28 protein-coding genes are annotated in these 15,981 nt (G+C 59.3%); all 28 read right to left on the bottom strand.

Annotated elements, in window-relative coordinates; all coding sequences use genetic code 11:
• Positions 1 to 139 precede the first annotated feature (139 nt).
• Positions 140 to 544 carry a 30S ribosomal protein S11 gene (gene rpsK / locus AWB80_RS34280; protein WP_006052224.1) on the bottom strand — a complete coding sequence of 135 codons (405 nt, stop codon included), beginning with the start codon at positions 542 to 544 and terminating at the stop codon, positions 140 to 142.
• Positions 545 to 572: 28 nt separating this feature from the next.
• Positions 573 to 938, bottom strand: coding sequence for a 30S ribosomal protein S13 (gene rpsM, locus AWB80_RS34285; RefSeq protein ID WP_061179113.1), 366 nt, complete (start codon positions 936 to 938; stop codon positions 573 to 575).
• Between the two features lie 41 nt (positions 939 to 979).
• Positions 980 to 1,096: a 50S ribosomal protein L36 gene (gene rpmJ / locus AWB80_RS34290; RefSeq protein ID WP_004199844.1), complete on the bottom strand. Its 117-nt coding sequence runs from the start codon at positions 1,094 to 1,096 to the stop codon at positions 980 to 982.
• Between the two features lie 20 nt (positions 1,097 to 1,116).
• Positions 1,117 to 1,335 (bottom strand): translation initiation factor IF-1, encoded by a 219-nt coding sequence (gene infA, locus AWB80_RS34295; RefSeq protein WP_004521905.1) that lies wholly within the window; start codon positions 1,333 to 1,335, stop codon positions 1,117 to 1,119.
• Positions 1,336 to 1,343: 8 nt separating this feature from the next.
• Positions 1,344 to 2,690: a preprotein translocase subunit SecY gene (secY, locus tag AWB80_RS34300; RefSeq protein WP_061179114.1), complete on the bottom strand. Its 1,347-nt coding sequence runs from the start codon at positions 2,688 to 2,690 to the stop codon at positions 1,344 to 1,346.
• 41 nt (positions 2,691 to 2,731) lie between these two features.
• Positions 2,732 to 3,166, bottom strand: coding sequence for a 50S ribosomal protein L15 (gene rplO / locus AWB80_RS34305; RefSeq protein WP_035506750.1), 435 nt, complete (start codon positions 3,164 to 3,166; stop codon positions 2,732 to 2,734).
• Positions 3,167 to 3,197: 31 nt separating this feature from the next.
• Positions 3,198 to 3,380 carry a 50S ribosomal protein L30 gene (gene rpmD, locus AWB80_RS34310; protein WP_010106952.1) on the bottom strand — a complete coding sequence of 61 codons (183 nt, stop codon included), beginning with the start codon at positions 3,378 to 3,380 and terminating at the stop codon, positions 3,198 to 3,200.
• A gap of 10 nt (positions 3,381 to 3,390) precedes the next feature.
• Positions 3,391 to 3,909, bottom strand: coding sequence for a 30S ribosomal protein S5 (rpsE, locus tag AWB80_RS34315; protein WP_008343875.1), 519 nt, complete (start codon positions 3,907 to 3,909; stop codon positions 3,391 to 3,393).
• A gap of 14 nt (positions 3,910 to 3,923) precedes the next feature.
• The gene (gene rplR, locus AWB80_RS34320) at positions 3,924 to 4,289 is read right to left on the bottom strand and encodes a 50S ribosomal protein L18 (RefSeq protein WP_061179115.1); all 366 of its coding nucleotides are present in this window, start codon (positions 4,287 to 4,289) and stop codon (positions 3,924 to 3,926) included.
• Between the two features lie 12 nt (positions 4,290 to 4,301).
• Positions 4,302 to 4,835, bottom strand: a complete 534-nt coding sequence (gene rplF / locus AWB80_RS34325; protein WP_061179116.1) for a 50S ribosomal protein L6 — start codon at positions 4,833 to 4,835, stop codon at positions 4,302 to 4,304.
• Between the two features lie 18 nt (positions 4,836 to 4,853).
• A complete protein-coding gene (gene rpsH / locus AWB80_RS34330) occupies positions 4,854 to 5,249 on the bottom strand; it encodes a 30S ribosomal protein S8 (RefSeq protein ID WP_035506756.1) in 396 nt (131 codons plus the stop codon).
• A 14-nt stretch (positions 5,250 to 5,263) separates the two neighbouring features.
• Complete coding sequence (rpsN, locus tag AWB80_RS34335) at positions 5,264 to 5,569, bottom strand: 30S ribosomal protein S14 (protein ID WP_016346471.1); 306 nt, start codon at positions 5,567 to 5,569, stop codon at positions 5,264 to 5,266.
• Positions 5,570 to 5,576: 7 nt separating this feature from the next.
• A complete protein-coding gene (rplE, locus tag AWB80_RS34340; protein WP_061179117.1) occupies positions 5,577 to 6,116 on the bottom strand; it encodes a 50S ribosomal protein L5 in 540 nt (179 codons plus the stop codon).
• A gap of 14 nt (positions 6,117 to 6,130) precedes the next feature.
• Positions 6,131 to 6,439, bottom strand: a complete 309-nt coding sequence (rplX, locus tag AWB80_RS34345) for a 50S ribosomal protein L24 (RefSeq protein WP_061179118.1) — start codon at positions 6,437 to 6,439, stop codon at positions 6,131 to 6,133.
• Positions 6,440 to 6,448: 9 nt separating this feature from the next.
• A complete protein-coding gene (gene rplN / locus AWB80_RS34350) occupies positions 6,449 to 6,817 on the bottom strand; it encodes a 50S ribosomal protein L14 (protein ID WP_006998478.1) in 369 nt (122 codons plus the stop codon).
• Positions 6,818 to 7,119: 302 nt separating this feature from the next.
• Positions 7,120 to 7,392, bottom strand: coding sequence for a 30S ribosomal protein S17 (gene rpsQ, locus AWB80_RS34355; protein ID WP_008343854.1), 273 nt, complete (start codon positions 7,390 to 7,392; stop codon positions 7,120 to 7,122).
• On the bottom strand, positions 7,389 to 7,583 hold the full coding sequence (rpmC, locus tag AWB80_RS34360) for a 50S ribosomal protein L29 (protein ID WP_035933103.1): 195 nt from the start codon (positions 7,581 to 7,583) through the stop codon (positions 7,389 to 7,391). The genes rpsQ and rpmC overlap by 4 nt, the downstream gene beginning before the upstream one ends.
• A gap of 10 nt (positions 7,584 to 7,593) precedes the next feature.
• A complete protein-coding gene (gene rplP / locus AWB80_RS34365) occupies positions 7,594 to 8,010 on the bottom strand; it encodes a 50S ribosomal protein L16 (RefSeq protein ID WP_008343852.1) in 417 nt (138 codons plus the stop codon).
• Positions 8,011 to 8,012: 2 nt separating this feature from the next.
• On the bottom strand, positions 8,013 to 8,807 hold the full coding sequence (rpsC, locus tag AWB80_RS34370; RefSeq protein WP_016346475.1) for a 30S ribosomal protein S3: 795 nt from the start codon (positions 8,805 to 8,807) through the stop codon (positions 8,013 to 8,015).
• A gap of 11 nt (positions 8,808 to 8,818) precedes the next feature.
• Positions 8,819 to 9,148, bottom strand: a complete 330-nt coding sequence (gene rplV / locus AWB80_RS34375; protein ID WP_011490054.1) for a 50S ribosomal protein L22 — start codon at positions 9,146 to 9,148, stop codon at positions 8,819 to 8,821.
• 12 nt (positions 9,149 to 9,160) lie between these two features.
• Complete coding sequence (rpsS, locus tag AWB80_RS34380) at positions 9,161 to 9,436, bottom strand: 30S ribosomal protein S19 (protein WP_035506764.1); 276 nt, start codon at positions 9,434 to 9,436, stop codon at positions 9,161 to 9,163.
• 10 nt (positions 9,437 to 9,446) lie between these two features.
• Positions 9,447 to 10,274 (bottom strand): 50S ribosomal protein L2, encoded by an 828-nt coding sequence (rplB, locus tag AWB80_RS34385; RefSeq protein WP_061179119.1) that lies wholly within the window; start codon positions 10,272 to 10,274, stop codon positions 9,447 to 9,449.
• 2 nt (positions 10,275 to 10,276) lie between these two features.
• Entirely contained in the window at positions 10,277 to 10,591 is a 315-nt protein-coding gene (gene rplW, locus AWB80_RS34390) for a 50S ribosomal protein L23 (protein WP_008343846.1), read from the bottom strand.
• Entirely contained in the window at positions 10,588 to 11,208 is a 621-nt protein-coding gene (rplD, locus tag AWB80_RS34395) for a 50S ribosomal protein L4 (protein WP_061179120.1), read from the bottom strand. Before rplD ends, rplW begins: the two co-directional genes overlap by 4 nt.
• Entirely contained in the window at positions 11,208 to 11,867 is a 660-nt protein-coding gene (gene rplC, locus AWB80_RS34400) for a 50S ribosomal protein L3 (RefSeq protein ID WP_061179133.1), read from the bottom strand. The genes rplD and rplC overlap by 1 nt, the downstream gene beginning before the upstream one ends.
• A 210-nt stretch (positions 11,868 to 12,077) precedes the next feature.
• Positions 12,078 to 12,389 carry a 30S ribosomal protein S10 gene (gene rpsJ, locus AWB80_RS34405; protein WP_006998489.1) on the bottom strand — a complete coding sequence of 104 codons (312 nt, stop codon included), beginning with the start codon at positions 12,387 to 12,389 and terminating at the stop codon, positions 12,078 to 12,080.
• Between the two features lie 140 nt (positions 12,390 to 12,529).
• Entirely contained in the window at positions 12,530 to 13,720 is a 1,191-nt protein-coding gene (tuf, locus tag AWB80_RS34410; protein ID WP_061179121.1) for an elongation factor Tu, read from the bottom strand.
• A gap of 67 nt (positions 13,721 to 13,787) precedes the next feature.
• Positions 13,788 to 15,890: an elongation factor G gene (fusA, locus tag AWB80_RS34415; protein WP_061179122.1), complete on the bottom strand. Its 2,103-nt coding sequence runs from the start codon at positions 15,888 to 15,890 to the stop codon at positions 13,788 to 13,790.
• Positions 15,891 to 15,981 lie beyond the last annotated feature (91 nt).

The raw sequence follows: 15,981 nt of genomic DNA on the forward strand, positions 1-15,981 counted from the left end.
TTAAATATTGATCACGCAAACTCTCGTCTGCGCTAGTCCGAACCCTTTGGGCCGAACGGTGGGCTTAGTAAAACTTCACAACGCACGAAACCCGCCGATACTCGCGCATCGACAGGAAACATGCGGTTGCGTCGACGTATCAGATACGACGGCGCTTCGGCGGACGGCAGCCATTGTGCGGGACCGGCGTCACGTCGGAGATCGCGGTGATCTTGATGCCAAGACCATGCAGCGCGCGCACCGCCGATTCACGGCCAGGACCGGGGCCCTTGATCCGCACTTCGAGGTTCTTCACGCCGTACTCCATTGCCACGCGGCCAGCCGATTCGGCTGCGACCTGAGCTGCGAAGGGCGTCGATTTACGCGAACCCTTGAAGCCCTGACCGCCCGAGGTCGCCCATGCCAGCGCGTTACCTTGACGGTCGGTGATCGTGATAATGGTGTTGTTGAACGACGCGTGAACGTGAACCACGCCCTCGGCGACGTTCTTCTTGACCTTCTTGCGAACGCGTTGCGCCGCGGAGTTGTTCGAAGCCTTAGCCATTACGTTTTCCTGTAACTGTCAGTTCCGCTTACTTCTTCAGCGATTGCGCTGCACGACGCGGACCCTTGCGCGTACGGGCATTCGTGCGCGTACGCTGGCCACGCAGGGGCAGACCCTTGCGATGGCGCATGCCGCGGTAGCAACCCAAGTCCATCAGGCGCTTGATGTTCATCGTCACTTCACGGCGCAGGTCGCCTTCGACGATGAACTTGCCTACTTCGTCACGCAGCTTTTCGAGGTCTGCGTCGGTAAGGTCCTTGACCTTCTTCGAAAATTCCACACCAGCTGCCGAGCAGATGCCGCGGGAACGCGTGCGACCGATGCCGAAGATTGCCGTCAGGCCGATCTCGGTATGCTGGTGATTCGGGATGTTAACCCCTGCGATACGAGCCATTGTTTTTCCTCAAACAAAAAGCGCAAGCAAAAGCGCGGCGTTCAGCCTTGACGCTGTTTGTGGCGCGGATCAGAGCTGCAAATCACGCGCACAACGCCCTTGCGCTTGATGATCTTGCAATTGCGGCAAATGCGCTTAACCGATGCCATCACTTTCATGATATTACCCTTTTTTCAAATCACTTCGCCCGGAACACGATCCGTGCACGAGACAGATCGTAAGGCGTCAATTCAACCGTAACCTTGTCGCCCGGTAGGATGCGGATGTAGTGCATCCGCATCTTTCCGGAAATATGCCCCAGGACGACATGGCCATTTTCCAATTTCACCCGGAAAGTAGCGTTGGGGAGGTTTTCGATGACCTCACCCTGCATCTGGATAACATCGTCTTTGGCCATAGTCCTAATTAACGCATCGGGACGTTGCTACCCTTGAAGTTGGCCTTCTTGAGCAGCGATTCATATTGTTGCGACATAACGTACGACTGCACCTGAGCCATGAAGTCCATCGTGACGACGACAATGATCAGCAGCGACGTTCCACCAAAATAAAACGGCACGTTCCAGCGCAACACCAGAAACTCAGGCAGCAGGCACACGAATACGATGTAGATCGCACCAGCCAGCGTCAGACGCGTGAGGATGCGGTCGATATATCGTGCAGTCTGATCGCCCGGACGGATACCCGGAACGAATGCACCGCTCTTCTTCAAGTTGTCGGCGGTTTCCCGGCTGTTGAACACCAGTGCGGTGTAGAAGAAGCAGAAGAAAACGATCGCCAACGCATACAGCAGCACGTACACAGGTTGACCGGGCTTGATCGCCTCAGCCACGTTGTGCAACGCGTTTGCGAACCAGTTGGTACGCGTACCCGAACTGAACCAGTTCAGGATGGTTGCCGGGAAGAGAATGATCGACGACGCGAAGATCGGCGGAATCACACCCGACATGTTCAACTTCAGCGGCAGATGGGACGACTGTCCGCCGTAAATCTTGTTACCGACCTGGCGCTTCGCGTAATTCACGAGGATCTTGCGCTGTCCGCGTTCGATGAACACGACCAGATACGTGACCGCCGCGATCAGCACTACGATGATGATCGCCGAGATGATGCTCATCGAACCGGTGCGAACCAGCTCGAACAGACCACCGATTGCGTTCGGGAAGCCCGCCGCGATACCACCGAAGATGATGATCGAGATGCCGTTGCCGAGACCGCGCTCCGTGATCTGCTCACCGAGCCACATCAGGAACATCGTGCCCGTCACCAGCGTGACGACCGTCGTCAGCCGGAACACCATGCCGGGGTCCAGAACCAGAGCCGGCTGATTTTCCAGCGCGACCGCGATACCAAACGCCTGGAAGGTCGCCAGAACCACCGTGAAGATACGCGTGTACTGCGTGATCTTCCGTTGTCCCGCCTGCCCTTCCTTCTTCAACGCCTCCATTTGCGGCGACACGATCGACAGCAACTGCATGATGATCGACGCCGAAATGTAGGGCATGATGCCCAGCGCAAAGATCGTGAACCGTGACAGCGCGCCACCCGAGAACATGTTGAACATGCCAAGGATGCCGCCCGACTGGCTTTGGAACAGCTTGGCCAGTTGATCCGGATCGATGCCGGGTACCGGAATATGCGCACCAATGCGGTAGACGATCAGCGCCAGCAGCAGAAACACTGCACGCCGGCGCAGATCGCCGAATTTCGCCGCGCTTCGACCGGTTTTTGCGAGACTCGGGCTGTTAGCCAAGTACCTTCTCCGATGCTAGTGCTAGTAACGGCGAAAGCGCGTTACTCGGCGAACGAGCCGCCAGCGGCTTCGATTGCCTCACGGGCGCCCTTCGTTGCCGTCAGACCCTTCACCGTGACCTTGCGCGTGATCTCGCCGGTCTTGATGATCTTCGCGCTCTTGATGAGCTCGCCGACCAGACCCGCTTGCTTCAGCGCCAACAGATCGATTTCGTCGACCGGCAGCTTTTCCAGATCGGAGAGGCGCACTTCACCGACGAATTCCTTCGTCAGCGAGGTGAAGCCACGCTTCGGCAGACGACGCTGCAGAGGCATCTGACCGCCTTCGAAGCCGACCTTGTGAAAGCCGCCCGAACGCGATTTCTGACCCTTGTGGCCGCGACCAGCGGTCTTGCCGAGGCCCGAACCGATACCGCGACCGACGCGACGCTTAGCGTGCTTCGCGCCTTCCGCCGGCTTCAGGTTATTCAATTCCATGTTCAACTCCTTGGATCCTAGGGTCAGCCGTTTAGCCGATGACCTTAACCAGGTACGAGACCTTGTTGATCATCCCGCGCACTGCCGGCGTGTCCTGCAACTCGGAGACCGAGTTGAGGCGACGCAGGCCGAGGCCACGCACCGTTGCGCGGTGCGTTTCGCGGGTCCCGATCAGGCTCTTGACGAGCTGAACCTTGACAGTTTTTTCAGACATGGTGACCACCTTAGCCCAGAATGTCTTCGACGGACTTACCACGCTTCGCCGCGATGTCGGCCGGGGTCGACTGCTTGCGCAGACCGTCCAGCGTTGCGCGAACGAGGTTGTACGGGTTCGTCGAACCGTGGCTCTTGGCCACAACGTTTTGCACGCCCATCACGTCGAACACTGCGCGCATCGGGCCGCCAGCGATCACGCCGGTACCGTCCTTCGCCGGAGCGAGGAGGACCGCCGATGCGCCATGCTTACCATGCACTTCGTGTTGCAGCGTGCCGTTCTTCAGGGGCACCTTGAACATATTGCGGCGGGCCTGTTCCATTGCCTTTTGAACAGCAACCGGAACTTCCTTGGCCTTGCCCTTGCCCATGCCGATCCGGCCGTCACCGTCGCCGACCACGGTCAGTGCGGCGAAGCCCAGAATGCGGCCACCCTTCACGACCTTGGTCACGCGGTTGACCGAAATCATCTTTTCGCGCAGGCCGTCGTCGCGTTCGTCAGCCTGAACTTTCGCTTGCATCTTTGCCATGACGAATTCTTCCCTTAGAACTTGAGCCCGGCTTCACGCGCCGCATCAGCCAGCGCCTTCACGCGGCCGTGGTAGCGGAAACCCGAGCGGTCAAAGGCGACGGATTCGATGCCGGCAGCCTTGGCCTTTTCGGCGATACGCTTGCCGATCAGGGTCGCAGCGTTGACGTTGCCGCCCTTGCCCGACTTGTCGGCGAGTTCAGCGCGCACTTCAGCTTCGAGCGTCGAGGCGCTTGCCACGACTTTCGTACCGCACGCCGAGAACACTTGCGCGTAGATATGCGTATTCGTGCGATGCACGGCCAGACGCGGAACCTGCAGCTCAGCGATCTTGACACGCGTCTGACGAGCGCGGCGCAGGCGAGATTGAGTCTTATCCATGATTGCGCACCCTTACTTCTTCTTCGTTTCTTTGAGGATCACGACCTCGTCGGAATAACGCACGCCCTTGCCCTTGTAGGGCTCCGGCGGACGATAGCCGCGCACTTCTGCTGCGGTCTGTCCGACTTTCTGCTTGTCGATCCCCTTGATCACGATTTCGGTCTGCGACGGAGTTTCAGCCTTGACGCCTTCCGGCATCTGGTGCACGACGGGGTGCGAGAAACCCAGCGACAGGTTCAGCTTGTCGCCTTGCGCTTGCGCACGATAACCGACGCCAACCAGCGTCAGCTTGCGCTCGAAACCCTTGGTAACGCCCTGCACCATGTTCGCCACCAGGGCGCGCATCGTGCCGGACATCGCGTTTGCTTCGCGGCTTTCATTGGCCGGAGCGAGCTTCAGCGTGCCATTGTCGTTCGTCACGTTCACCAGCTTGTTAGCCGGTTGCGAGATCGTGCCGAGCGGGCCCTTAACGGTGATGACGTCGCCCTTGATGGCCACTTCCGCGCCTTGCGGCAGCGCGATCGGGCTTTTACCTACTCGAGACATGTTTCTTCTCCTTAGGCGTTAAGCGACGTAGCAGATGACTTCGCCGCCGACGCCGTTCTGGCGCGCCTTGCGGTCGGTCATCACACCCTTCGGCGTCGATACGATGGCAACGCCCAGGCCGTTCATCACCTGCGGAATGTCGTTGCGACCGCGGTACACGCGCAGACCAGGCTTCGAGACGCGCTCGAGGCGCTCGATCACCGGACGGCCAGCGTAGTACTTCAACGCGATGTTCAATTCGATCTTCGCGCCTTCAGCCTTCACCGCGAAATCGTCGATATAACCTTCGTCCTTCAAAACCTGCGCAATCGCAACCTTGACTTTCGACGAGGGCATAGTCACCGAAACCTTCTCGACCATCTGCGCATTGCGGATGCGAGTCAGCATATCGGCGATAGGATCACTCATGCTCATTTATGTTTCTCCTATTACCAGCTCGCCTTGGTCAGGCCAGGGATTTCGCCGCGGAAAGCGATTTCACGAATCTTGCCGCGTGCGAGTCCGAACTTACGGAACGTGCCACGCGGACGACCCGTGATCGCGCAGCGGTTACGCTTGCGAGTGGGGTTCGAGTTACGCGGCAGTTGTTGCAGCGCCAGACGCGCGAAGTAACGCTCTTCGTCCGACTTGCTTGCGTCATCGATCACAGCCTTCAGCTCAGCACGCTTCGGAGCGTACTTGGCTGCCAGGCGCGCGCGCTTCTTTTCACGTTCGATCAGTGCCAGTTTAGCCACGGTAACCTCAGTTTCTGAACGGGAACTTGAAGCCGGCGAGCAGCGCCTTTGCTTCATCGTCAGTCTTCGCGGTAGTCGTGATGCTGATGTTCAGCCCACGCAGCGCGTCGATCTTGTCGTAGTCGATTTCGGGGAAAATGATCTGCTCTTTCACACCGATGTTGTAGTTGCCACGACCGTCGAATGCACGGCCCGACACGCCACGGAAGTCACGCACACGCGGGAGCGCAACCGTCACGAAACGGTCGAGGAATTCGTACATCGCTTGGCCGCGCAGCGTGACCATCGCGCCGATCGGGTAGCCCTGACGAATCTTGAAGCCTGCGATTGCCTTGCGCGCCTTCGTGATAACCGGCTTCTGGCCAGCGATCTTCGTCAGGTCGCCCACGGCGTTCTCGATGATCTTCTTGTCGGCGACGGCTTCGCCAAGTCCCATGTTCAGGGTGATCTTGGTGATGCGCGGCACTTCCATGATGGACTTGTAGCCGAACTTTTCGACGAGTTGCGGCACAACGTTTTCTTTGTAAATCTCTTGCAGACGAGCCATTTTTTAACTCCGCGTCAGGCGTTGAGCGTGGCGCCGGTCGACTTCAAGAAGCGAACCTTCTTGTCGTCTTCGACCTTGATGCCCACACGCGATGCCTTGCCATTCGCGTCGACCAATGCGACGTTCGAAATATGCAGCGGCATCGTTTTGGCTTCCACACCGCCCGTCGTACCCTTCATCGGGTTCGGCTTCACGTGCTTCTTGACGAGGTTGATGCCCTCGACCGTGACACGGTCTTCCGCAACGGCCAGCACGGTACCGCGCTTGCCCTTGTCCTTGCCGGTAATGACGATGACTTCGTCACCCTTGCGAATCTTGTTCATCGCGACTCCTTACAGCACTTCCGGCGCGAGCGAAACGATCTTCATGAATCGTTCGCTACGCAGTTCACGCGTCACCGGCCCGAAAATACGCGTGCCGATCGGCTCGAGCTTCGTATTCAACAGAACGGCGGCATTGCCGTCGAACTTGATGAGCGAGCCATCCTGGCGACGCACGCCCTTGGCCGTACGAACGACCACAGCGTTGTAAATTTCGCCCTTTTTCACGCGTCCGCGCGGCGTCGCTTCCTTGACGGTCACCTTGATGATGTCGCCAATGCTAGCGTAACGACGCTTCGAACCGCCGAGCACCTTGATGCACATGACTTCACGCGCACCCGTGTTGTCGGCCACTTCAAGCCGAGTTTCGGTCTGGATCATGGTTTATCTTTCCCAACTTAATCCGGTCGCACCACCATGGCACAGCCGGTCAGTCTTGGTCCCGTCAGCCAACTGGCTGCTTGGGTTAGAACAGGCAGCGAGGGCAGACGAAACCCGCCATCGCAATCCGGTGAATCTGTCGACTCAGGCTGGCGCCTGAACCGGCTTCCCCCACCAGTTTCGCCCGCGACGGGGCTCCCACAAAGAGGGAAGACCGAGATTATAACAAATAATCTCGGTCTTGCAAGCGAAACTTACTGCGACACCACTTACTACTGCATCGCGGTGCTACTACTACTGCTTCAGATCACGCGAGCCGCTTCAACCAGCTTCGACACAACCCAGGCCTTCGTCTTCGAAATCGGACGGGTTTCCTGGATTTCGACGAGATCGCCTTCGTTGTACGTGTTCGCGTCGTCATGCGCGTGGTACTTCTTCGAACGCACGACGTACTTGCCGTAGATCGGATGCTTCACGCGGTGCTCGACCAGAACGGTGACCGTCTTGTCCATCTTGTTGCTGACGACCTTGCCGACCAGCGTCCGCTTGAGCGAGGTTTTTACGCTATCGTTCATTTCTGGTTCGCCTTCTCAGTCAGGACGGTGCGCACACGTGCGATGTCGCGACGAACCTTCTTCAGCTGGCTCGTGTTCGTGAGCTGCTGGGTCGCGAGTTGCATACGCAGGCCGAATTGCGCCTTCAGCAGGTCCGTCAGCTCTTTGTTGAGCGCGGCCTGGTCTTTCTGGTGAAGTTCAGATGCCTTCATCATTTACTCCTTAGGCGCCGAGCTGACGCACGACGAAGTTCGTCTTGAGCGGCAGCTTGGCTGCAGCCAGACGGAACGCTTCGCGCGCCAGTTCTTCGGAGACACCGTCCATTTCGTACAGCATCTTGCCCGGTTGAATTTCAGCGACGTAGTACTCCGGGTTACCCTTACCGTTACCCATACGCACTTCGGCCGGCTTTTGCGAAATCGGCTTGTCCGGGAAGATACGGATCCAGATCCGGCCGCCACGCTTGATGTGACGCGTCATTGCACGACGTGCCGCTTCGATCTGGCGCGCGGTCAAACGGCCGCGACCGATGGCCTTCAGACCGTACTCACCGAACGACACCGCGTTGCCGCGCGTCGCCTTGCCGGTGTTACGACCTTTCTGCTCTTTGCGATACTTTCTGCGTTTCGGTTGCAGCATCGTTATTCTCCAGTCTTCGCGTCACCGCCAGCGCGACGGGGTGCACCACGACGCGCGCCAGCCGGAGCACCTTCACCGTCACGGCGCGGGCGGCGATCGCCACCCGGACGTGCGTTGCGGCGCGGACGCTTTTCTTCCGCCACTTCTTCCACGACCGGCGCTTCGTTGCGGCCCAGGGTGTCGCCCTTGTAGACCCACACCTTCACGCCGATGATGCCGTACGTGGTCTTCGCTTCGGACGTTGCGTAGTCGATATCGGCGCGCAGCGTATGGAGGGGCACGCGACCTTCGCGATACCACTCGGTACGAGCGATTTCGATACCGTTCAGACGGCCCGCGCTCATGATCTTGATGCCTTGGGCGCCAAGACGCATCGCGTTCTGCATCGCGCGCTTCATCGCGCGACGGAACATGATCCGGCGCTCGAGCTGCTGCGTGATGGAGTCAGCGATCAGCTGAGCATCGGTTTCCGGCTTGCGGATTTCTTCGATGTTGACGTGAACCGGAACGCCCATGCGCTTTTGCAGCTCGGCCTTCAGCAGTTCGATGTCTTCGCCCTTCTTGCCGATGACAACGCCAGGACGCGAGCTGTAAATCGTGATGCGCGCGTTCTTGGCCGGACGCTCGATGACGACGCGACCAACCGAAGCGTTCTTCAGCTTCTTCTTCAGGTATTCACGAACACCGATGTCTTCCTGCAACATCGCCGCGAAATTGTTGTTGTTCGCATACCAGCGCGAAGCCCAATTGCGGCTGACGGCCAAACGGAAGCCAGTCGGATGAATTTTCTGTCCCATCGTATGGCTCCTTAATTCCCGACCGTCACAGTGATGTGACAGGATTGCTTCTCGATGCGGTTACCGCGACCCTTTGCGCGTGCGGTAAAACGCTTCAGCGAAGCAGCCTTATCGATATAGATGCTCGTGATCTTGAGCTCGTCGATATCGGCGCCTTCGTTGTGTTCCGCATTCGCGATCGCAGACAGCACGACCTTCTTGACGATACCCGCCGCCTTCTTCGGCGAGAACGTCAGAACGTTCAGCGCCTTGTCGACCGGCAAACCACGAATCTGGTCAGCCACAAGGCGCGTCTTCTGCGCCGAGATGCGGGCACCGCGATGAATTGCTTTCACTTCCATCTTGATAGCCCCTTATTTCTTGGCCTTCTTGTCGGCCGCGTGACCCTTGAACGTACGGGTCAGTGCGAACTCGCCAAGCTTGTGGCCGACCATGTTTTCCGTGACGTACACCGGAACGTGCTGACGGCCGTTGTGAACAGCGATCGTCAGGCCGATGAAATCCGGCAGAATCGTCGAGCGACGCGACCAGGTCTTGATCGGCTTCTTGTCGCGCGTAGCTGCTGCCGACTCAACTTTCTTCAGCAAATGAGCGTCGCAGAACGGACCTTTTTTAGCAGAACGTGTCATTGCCTACTCCTTAACGCTTGTGACGGCGCTGGACGATCATGCTCGTCGTGCGCTTGGTGCTGCGGGTGCGGTAGCCCTTCGTCGGCGTGCCCCACGGGCTCACCGGATCGCGACCTGCAGCCGTCTTGCCTTCACCACCGCCGTGCGGGTGATCGACCGGGTTCATTGCAACGCCGCGCACCGTCGGACGGATACCGCGCCAGCGGTTTGCGCCGGCCTTGCCGATTTGGCGCAGGCTATGCTCTTCGTTGCCCACTTCGCCGATCGTCGCGCGGCACTCGACGTGCACGCGGCGGATTTCGCCGGAGCGCAAACGCACCTGAGCGTAGACGCCTTCGCGAGCCAGCAGCATTGCGGACGTACCAGCCGAACGCGCGATCTGCGCGCCCTTGCCCGGCAGCATTTCGACGCAGTGGATCGTCGTACCGACCGGAATATTGCGGATCGGCAGCGTGTTACCTGCCTTGATCGGCGCTTCCGAACCCGACATCAGCGGCGTACCAACCGTCACGCCCTTCGGCGCGATGATGTAGCGGCGCTCGCCGTCTGCGTACAGAACCAGCGCGATGTTCGCGCTACGGTTCGGGTCGTACTCGAGACGCTCGACCTTTGCCGGAATGCCGTCCTTGTTGCGACGGAAATCGACGATACGATAGTGCTGCTTGTGACCACCGCCCTGGTGACGCGTGGTGATACGGCCGTTGTTGTTACGGCCCGCCGACTTGGATTGCGAGTCGAGCAGCGCTGCGTGCGGCTTGCCCTTGTGCAGATCCTTGTTGACGATCTTGACCATCGCGCGGCGACCCGGCGAGGTCGGCTTAACTTTCACGATTGCCATGATTACTTGGCCTCCGCTTCAAAGTTGATTTCCTGGCCGGGCTTCAGGCAGACGTACGCCTTCTTCACGTCCTTGCGCTTGCCGTTGAAGCGGCCAAAGCGCTTGGCTTTGCCCTTCGTGACGAGCACGTTGACGGAATTGACTTCGACCTTGAACAGCAGCTCGACAGCAGCCTTCACTTCCTGCTTCGTGGCGTCCGGTGCGACTTCGAACACGACTTGCTCGTTCTTGTCGGCAACCAGCGTCGCCTTTTCGGAGATCACCGGCGCGAGCAGAACTTGCATCAAACGATGATCGTTTTTGCGAATTTCGCTCATGACAGCAACTCCTCGATCTGAGCGACCGCAGCCTTCGTGATCAGAATCTTCTTGAAGTAGATCAGCGAGAGCGGGTCGGCGTAACGCGGCTCGACAACGGCCACATGGGCCAGGTTGCGCGACGCGAGGTACAGGTTCTCGTCGACCGTATCGGTGATAACCAATACGGATTCGAGACCCATCGCCTTGAATTTTTCGGCCAACAGCTTGGTCTTCGGGGCTTCGAGCGCGAGGTCTTCGACCACGGCAATACGGCCTTCGCGAGCCAGCTGCGAGAAGATCGAGCAGAGACCTGCGCGATGCATCTTCTTGTTGACCTTGTGCGAGAAGTTTTCTTCCGGCGAGTTCGGGAAGATGCGACCACCGCCACGCCACAACGGGCTCGACGACATACCGGCACGAGCGCGGCCCGTACCCTTCTGACGCCACGGCTTCTTGGTGGTGTGCTTGACCTGCTCGCGATCCTTCTGCGCGCGGTTGCCGCTACGTGCGTTCGCCTGATAAGCGACGACGATCTGGTGAATCAGGGCTTCGTTGTAATCGCGACCGAACACGACGTCCGATGCGTTCACGCCAGCGCCTTCCTGACCATTGGCATTCAGGAGCTTAAGTTCCATTATTTCGCTCCTTTCACAGCACGCGTCTTGACGGCCGGGGTCACGAAGACCTTGCCGCCCTTCGCACCCGGAACAGCACCGCGAACGAGCAGCAGACTGCGCTCAGCGTCGATGCGGGCGATTTCGAGATTTTGAACCGTGACGGTGTCGTCACCGAGGTGACCCGTCATGCGCTTGCCCGGAAACACGCGACCCGGATCCTGCGCCATACCGATCGAACCCGGAACGTTGTGCGAACGCGAGTTACCGTGCGTTGCCCGACCCGAGGCGAAGTTGTAGCGCTTGATCGTGCCGGCATAACCCTTACCGATCGACGTGCCTTGCACATCAACCTTCTGGCCGACTTCGAAGATATCCGTACCGATCACTGCGCCGTTCGACAGTTCACCTGCCTTGGCCGTATCGATATGGAATTCCTTGAGGATTTCGCCAGCTTGAACGCCGGCTTTGGCGAGGTGACCCGCCAGCGGCTTCGTCACGCGCGATGCGCGGCGAGCACCGAATGCAACCTGAACGGCGGTATAACCATCCGTTTCAACGGTCTTGATCTGCGTCACGCGGTTGTCCGACACGTCCAGCACGGTGACGGGGATCGAATCCCCTTCAGGCGTGAAGATACGGGTCATGCCAACCTTGCGACCTACGAGTCCAAGGCTCATCGTTTTCTCCATTCCCAACTGCGATTGGTCGGGGCTGATTTACAAATGCCGGCTTCGTTACGGGAAACTGGGTCGGCTTTCTTCCGTCTTTTTCGTGCGAATAGGCGCGAAAAGCCTTGGAGTATAACAAGGCTTTTCGAATCCCGCAAGCAATCAAAGACTTAGCGGCCTCTGACGCACCTTCGGGCGCATCAGAGAAGCTTTTGGGACTTACTGCAGCTTGATTTCGACGTCGACGCCAGCTGGCAGATCGAGCTTCATCAGCGCGTCGACGGTCTTGTCCGTCGGATCGACGATGTCCATCAGGCGTTGGTGCGTACGGATTTCGAGCTGGTCGCGCGACGTCTTGTTGACGTGCGGCGAACGCAGGATGTCAAAACGCTGAATACGCGTCGGCAGCGGCACCGGGCCACGGACGATCGCGCCAGTCCGCTTCGCCGTATCGACGATCTCGGCTGCCGATTGATCGATCAGGCGATAGTCGAAAGCCTTCAGACGAATACGGATTTTCTGGTTCTGCATGACGATTCCTTGAAAAGAGCGAGGCGGTATTGCACCGCACATTGGGCAAAAGAGCGTGGGACCGGGCGCCCGCTGAGGGCGAGCACCCGGTCCCGGTCTTTACTGCGTTACTGCAACTTCAATCGAGCAAGCCCGATATCTTACTCGATAATCTTCGCCACGACACCAGCGCCGACGGTACGACCGCCTTCACGGATGGCGAAACGCAGACCTTCTTCCATGGCGATCGGCGCGATCAGCTTGACCGTGATCGACACGTTGTCGCCCGGCATCACCATTTCCTTGTCCTTCGGCAGCTCGATCGAGCCCGTCACGTCCGTCGTACGGAAGTAGAACTGCGGACGGTAGTTGTTGAAGAACGGCGTGTGACGGCCGCCTTCGTCCTTGCTCAGCACATACACCTCAGCCGTGAAGTGCGTGTGCGGCGTGATCGAACCCGGCTTGGCCAGAACCTGACCACGCTCCACGTCTTCACGCTTCGTGCCGCGCAGCAGGATACCGACGTTGTCGCCCGCCTGACCTTGGTCCAGCAGCTTACGGAACATTTCCACGCCCGTGCAGGTCGTCTTCACCGTCGGCTTGATACCGATGATTTCGATTTCCTCGCCGACCTTGACCACGCCACGCTCGATACGGCCCGTCACCACCGTGCCACGACCCGAGATCGAGAACACGTCTTCCACCGGCATCAGGAACGAACCATCAATTGCGCGCTCCGGCGTCGGGATGTACGAATCCAGCGCGTCGGCCAGGCTCATGATCGCCACTTCGCCCAGCTCACCCTTGTCGCCTTCCAGCGCCAGCTTGGCCGAACCCTTGATGATCGGGGTGTCGTCGCCCGGGAAGTCGTACTTCGACAGAAGCTCACGCACTTCCATTTCGACGAGCTCGAGCAGTTCGGCGTCGTCCACCATGTCGCACTTGTTCAGGAACACGATGATGTACGGCACGCCAACCTGACGGGCCAGCAGGATGTGCTCACGCGTTTGCGGCATCGGGCCGTCAGCGGCCGAGCACACCAGGATCGCGCCGTCCATCTGCGCGGCGCCCGTGATCATGTTCTTCACATAGTCAGCGTGGCCCGGGCAGTCGACGTGTGCGTAGTGGCGGTTAGCCGTTTCGTACTCGACGTGCGCGGTGTTGATGGTGATACCACGCGCCTTTTCTTCCGGCGCCGCGTCGATCTGGTCGTACGCCTTGGCTTCGCCGCCGAACTTCTGCGTGAGAACCGTCGTGATCGCTGCCGTCAGCGTGGTCTTGCCGTGGTCAACGTGACCGATCGTGCCCACGTTCACGTGCGGCTTGGTCCGCTCGAATTTACCTTTTGCCATGATTACCTTCGTTCAAAGTTTGGTTATCGGTTAAAGCTTGTGGCTTGCGCCGAATGACTTGCGGGTATTACTTACCCTTGGCGTTGATGATCGCTTCGGCGACGTTACGCGGAGCTTCGGAGTAGTGCTTGAACTCCATCGTGTACGTGGCACGGCCTTGCGTCAGCGAGCGCAGCGACGTCGAGTAGCCGAACATTTCCGACAGCGGCACTTCGGCGCGAACGATCTTGCCGCCGCCAATCATGTCTTCCATGCCCTGGACGATACCGCGACGGCCCGACAGGTCGCCCATCACGTTGCCCATGTAGTCTTCCGGCGTTTCGACTTCCACAGCCATCATCGGTTCGAGGATGACCGGGCTTGCCTTGCGCATTGCTTCCTTGAAGGCCATCGAGCCGGCCATGCGGAACGCGTTTTCGTTCGAGTCCACGTCGTGGTACGAACCGAACGTCAGGTGAACCTTCACGTCGACCACCGGGAAGCCAGCCAGCACGCCGGACTTCAGCGTTTCCTGGATACCCTTGTCCACGGCCGGGATGTATTCGCGCGGAATCACGCCGCCCTTGATCTCGTCCAGGAACTCGTAGCCCTTACCCTGCTCGTTCGGCTCGAGCGTGATGACCGCGTGACCGTACTGGCCGCGACCACCCGACTGCTTGACGAACTTGCCGTCGACGTCTTCCGCCTTGCTGCGGATCGTCTCGCGGTAAGCAACCTGCGGCTTGCCGACAGTCGCTTCCACGCCGAATTCGCGACGCATACGGTCAACCAGAATTTCCAGGTGGAGCTCGCCCATGCCCGAAATAATGGTTTGGCCCGACTCTTCGTCCGTTTGAACGCGGAACGACGGATCTTCCTGTGCCAGACGGTTCAGCGCCAGACCCATCTTTTCCTGGTCAGGCTTCGTCTTCGGCTCAACTGCCTGCGAAATCACCGGCTCCGGGAAAATCATGCGTTCGAGCACGATCGGGTGCTGCGGATCGCACAGCGTGTCGCCGGTGGTCGCTTCTTTCAGACCGACTGCCGCCGCGATGTCGCCCGCGCGCACTTCCTTGATTTCTTCGCGCTGGTTCGCGTGCATCTGCAGAATACGGCCGAGACGTTCCTTCTTGTCCTTGGTCGCGTTCAGCACAGTGTCACCCGAATTCACGACGCCCGAGTACACGCGGAAGAAGATCAACTGGCCGACGAACGGGTCCGTCATGATCTTGAACGCCAGCGACGAGAACTTCTCGTCGTCGGATGCACGGCGCTCGCCCTTCTCGCCGCTTTCGAGTTCGCCCGTAACCGGCGGAATGTCGATCGGCGACGGCAGGAAGTCGATCACGGCGTCCAGCATGCGCTGCACGCCCTTGTTCTTGAACGCGGTGCCGCACAGCATCGGCTGAATTTCGCACGCAATGGTCCGGTCGCGGATCGCCTTGACGATTTCCGCTTCGGTCAGCTCTTCGCCGCCGAGGTACTTTTCCATCAGCTCTTCGGTAGCTTCGGCCGCCGACTCGATCATCTTCTCGCGCCACTCGTTGCACGTGTCGACGAGTTCAGCCGGGATATCGACGTAGTCGAACTTCGTGCCTTGCGACGCTTCGTCCCAAATGATCGCCTTCATCTTGATCAGGTCGACCACGCCCGTGAACGTGTCTTCAGCGCCGATCGGCACCACGACGGGAACCGGGTTCGCCTTCAGACGCGTCTTGAGCTGGTCGTAGACCTTGAAGAAGTTCGCGCCGGTACGGTCCATCTTGTTGACGAACGCGAGACGGGGAACCTTGTACTTGTTAGCCTGACGCCACACGGTTTCCGACTGCGGCTGCACGCCGCCCACCGCGCAGTAGACCATGCACGCGCCGTCGAGGACGCGCATCGAGCGCTCCACTTCGATCGTGAAGTCGACGTGCCCCGGGGTGTCGATGATGTTGATGCGGTGCTCGGGATAGTTGCCGCCCATGCCCTTCCAGAAGGCCGTGGTAGCAGCCGACGTGATGGTGATGCCGCGCTCCTGCTCCTGCTCCATCCAGTCCATCGTTGCTGCGCCGTCGTGAACTTCACCGATCTTGTGGTTCACGCCCGTGTAGAACAGGATGCGCTCGGTCGTCGTCGTTTTGCCGGCGTCGATGTGAGCGCTGATACCGATATTGCGGTAGCGCTCGATAGGTGTCTTGCGAGCCACTTTGGATCCTTTTTCGGTCGACGCGCCAGCGAGTGCGAGCGCGCCCTAACACAAACGGGCGAGGCGCCTGGAGTAGCGCACCCGCCCTGAT

Source organism: Caballeronia pedi, from assembly GCF_001544915.2.
Taxonomy (GTDB): Bacteria; Pseudomonadota; Gammaproteobacteria; order Burkholderiales; family Burkholderiaceae; genus Caballeronia; species Caballeronia pedi.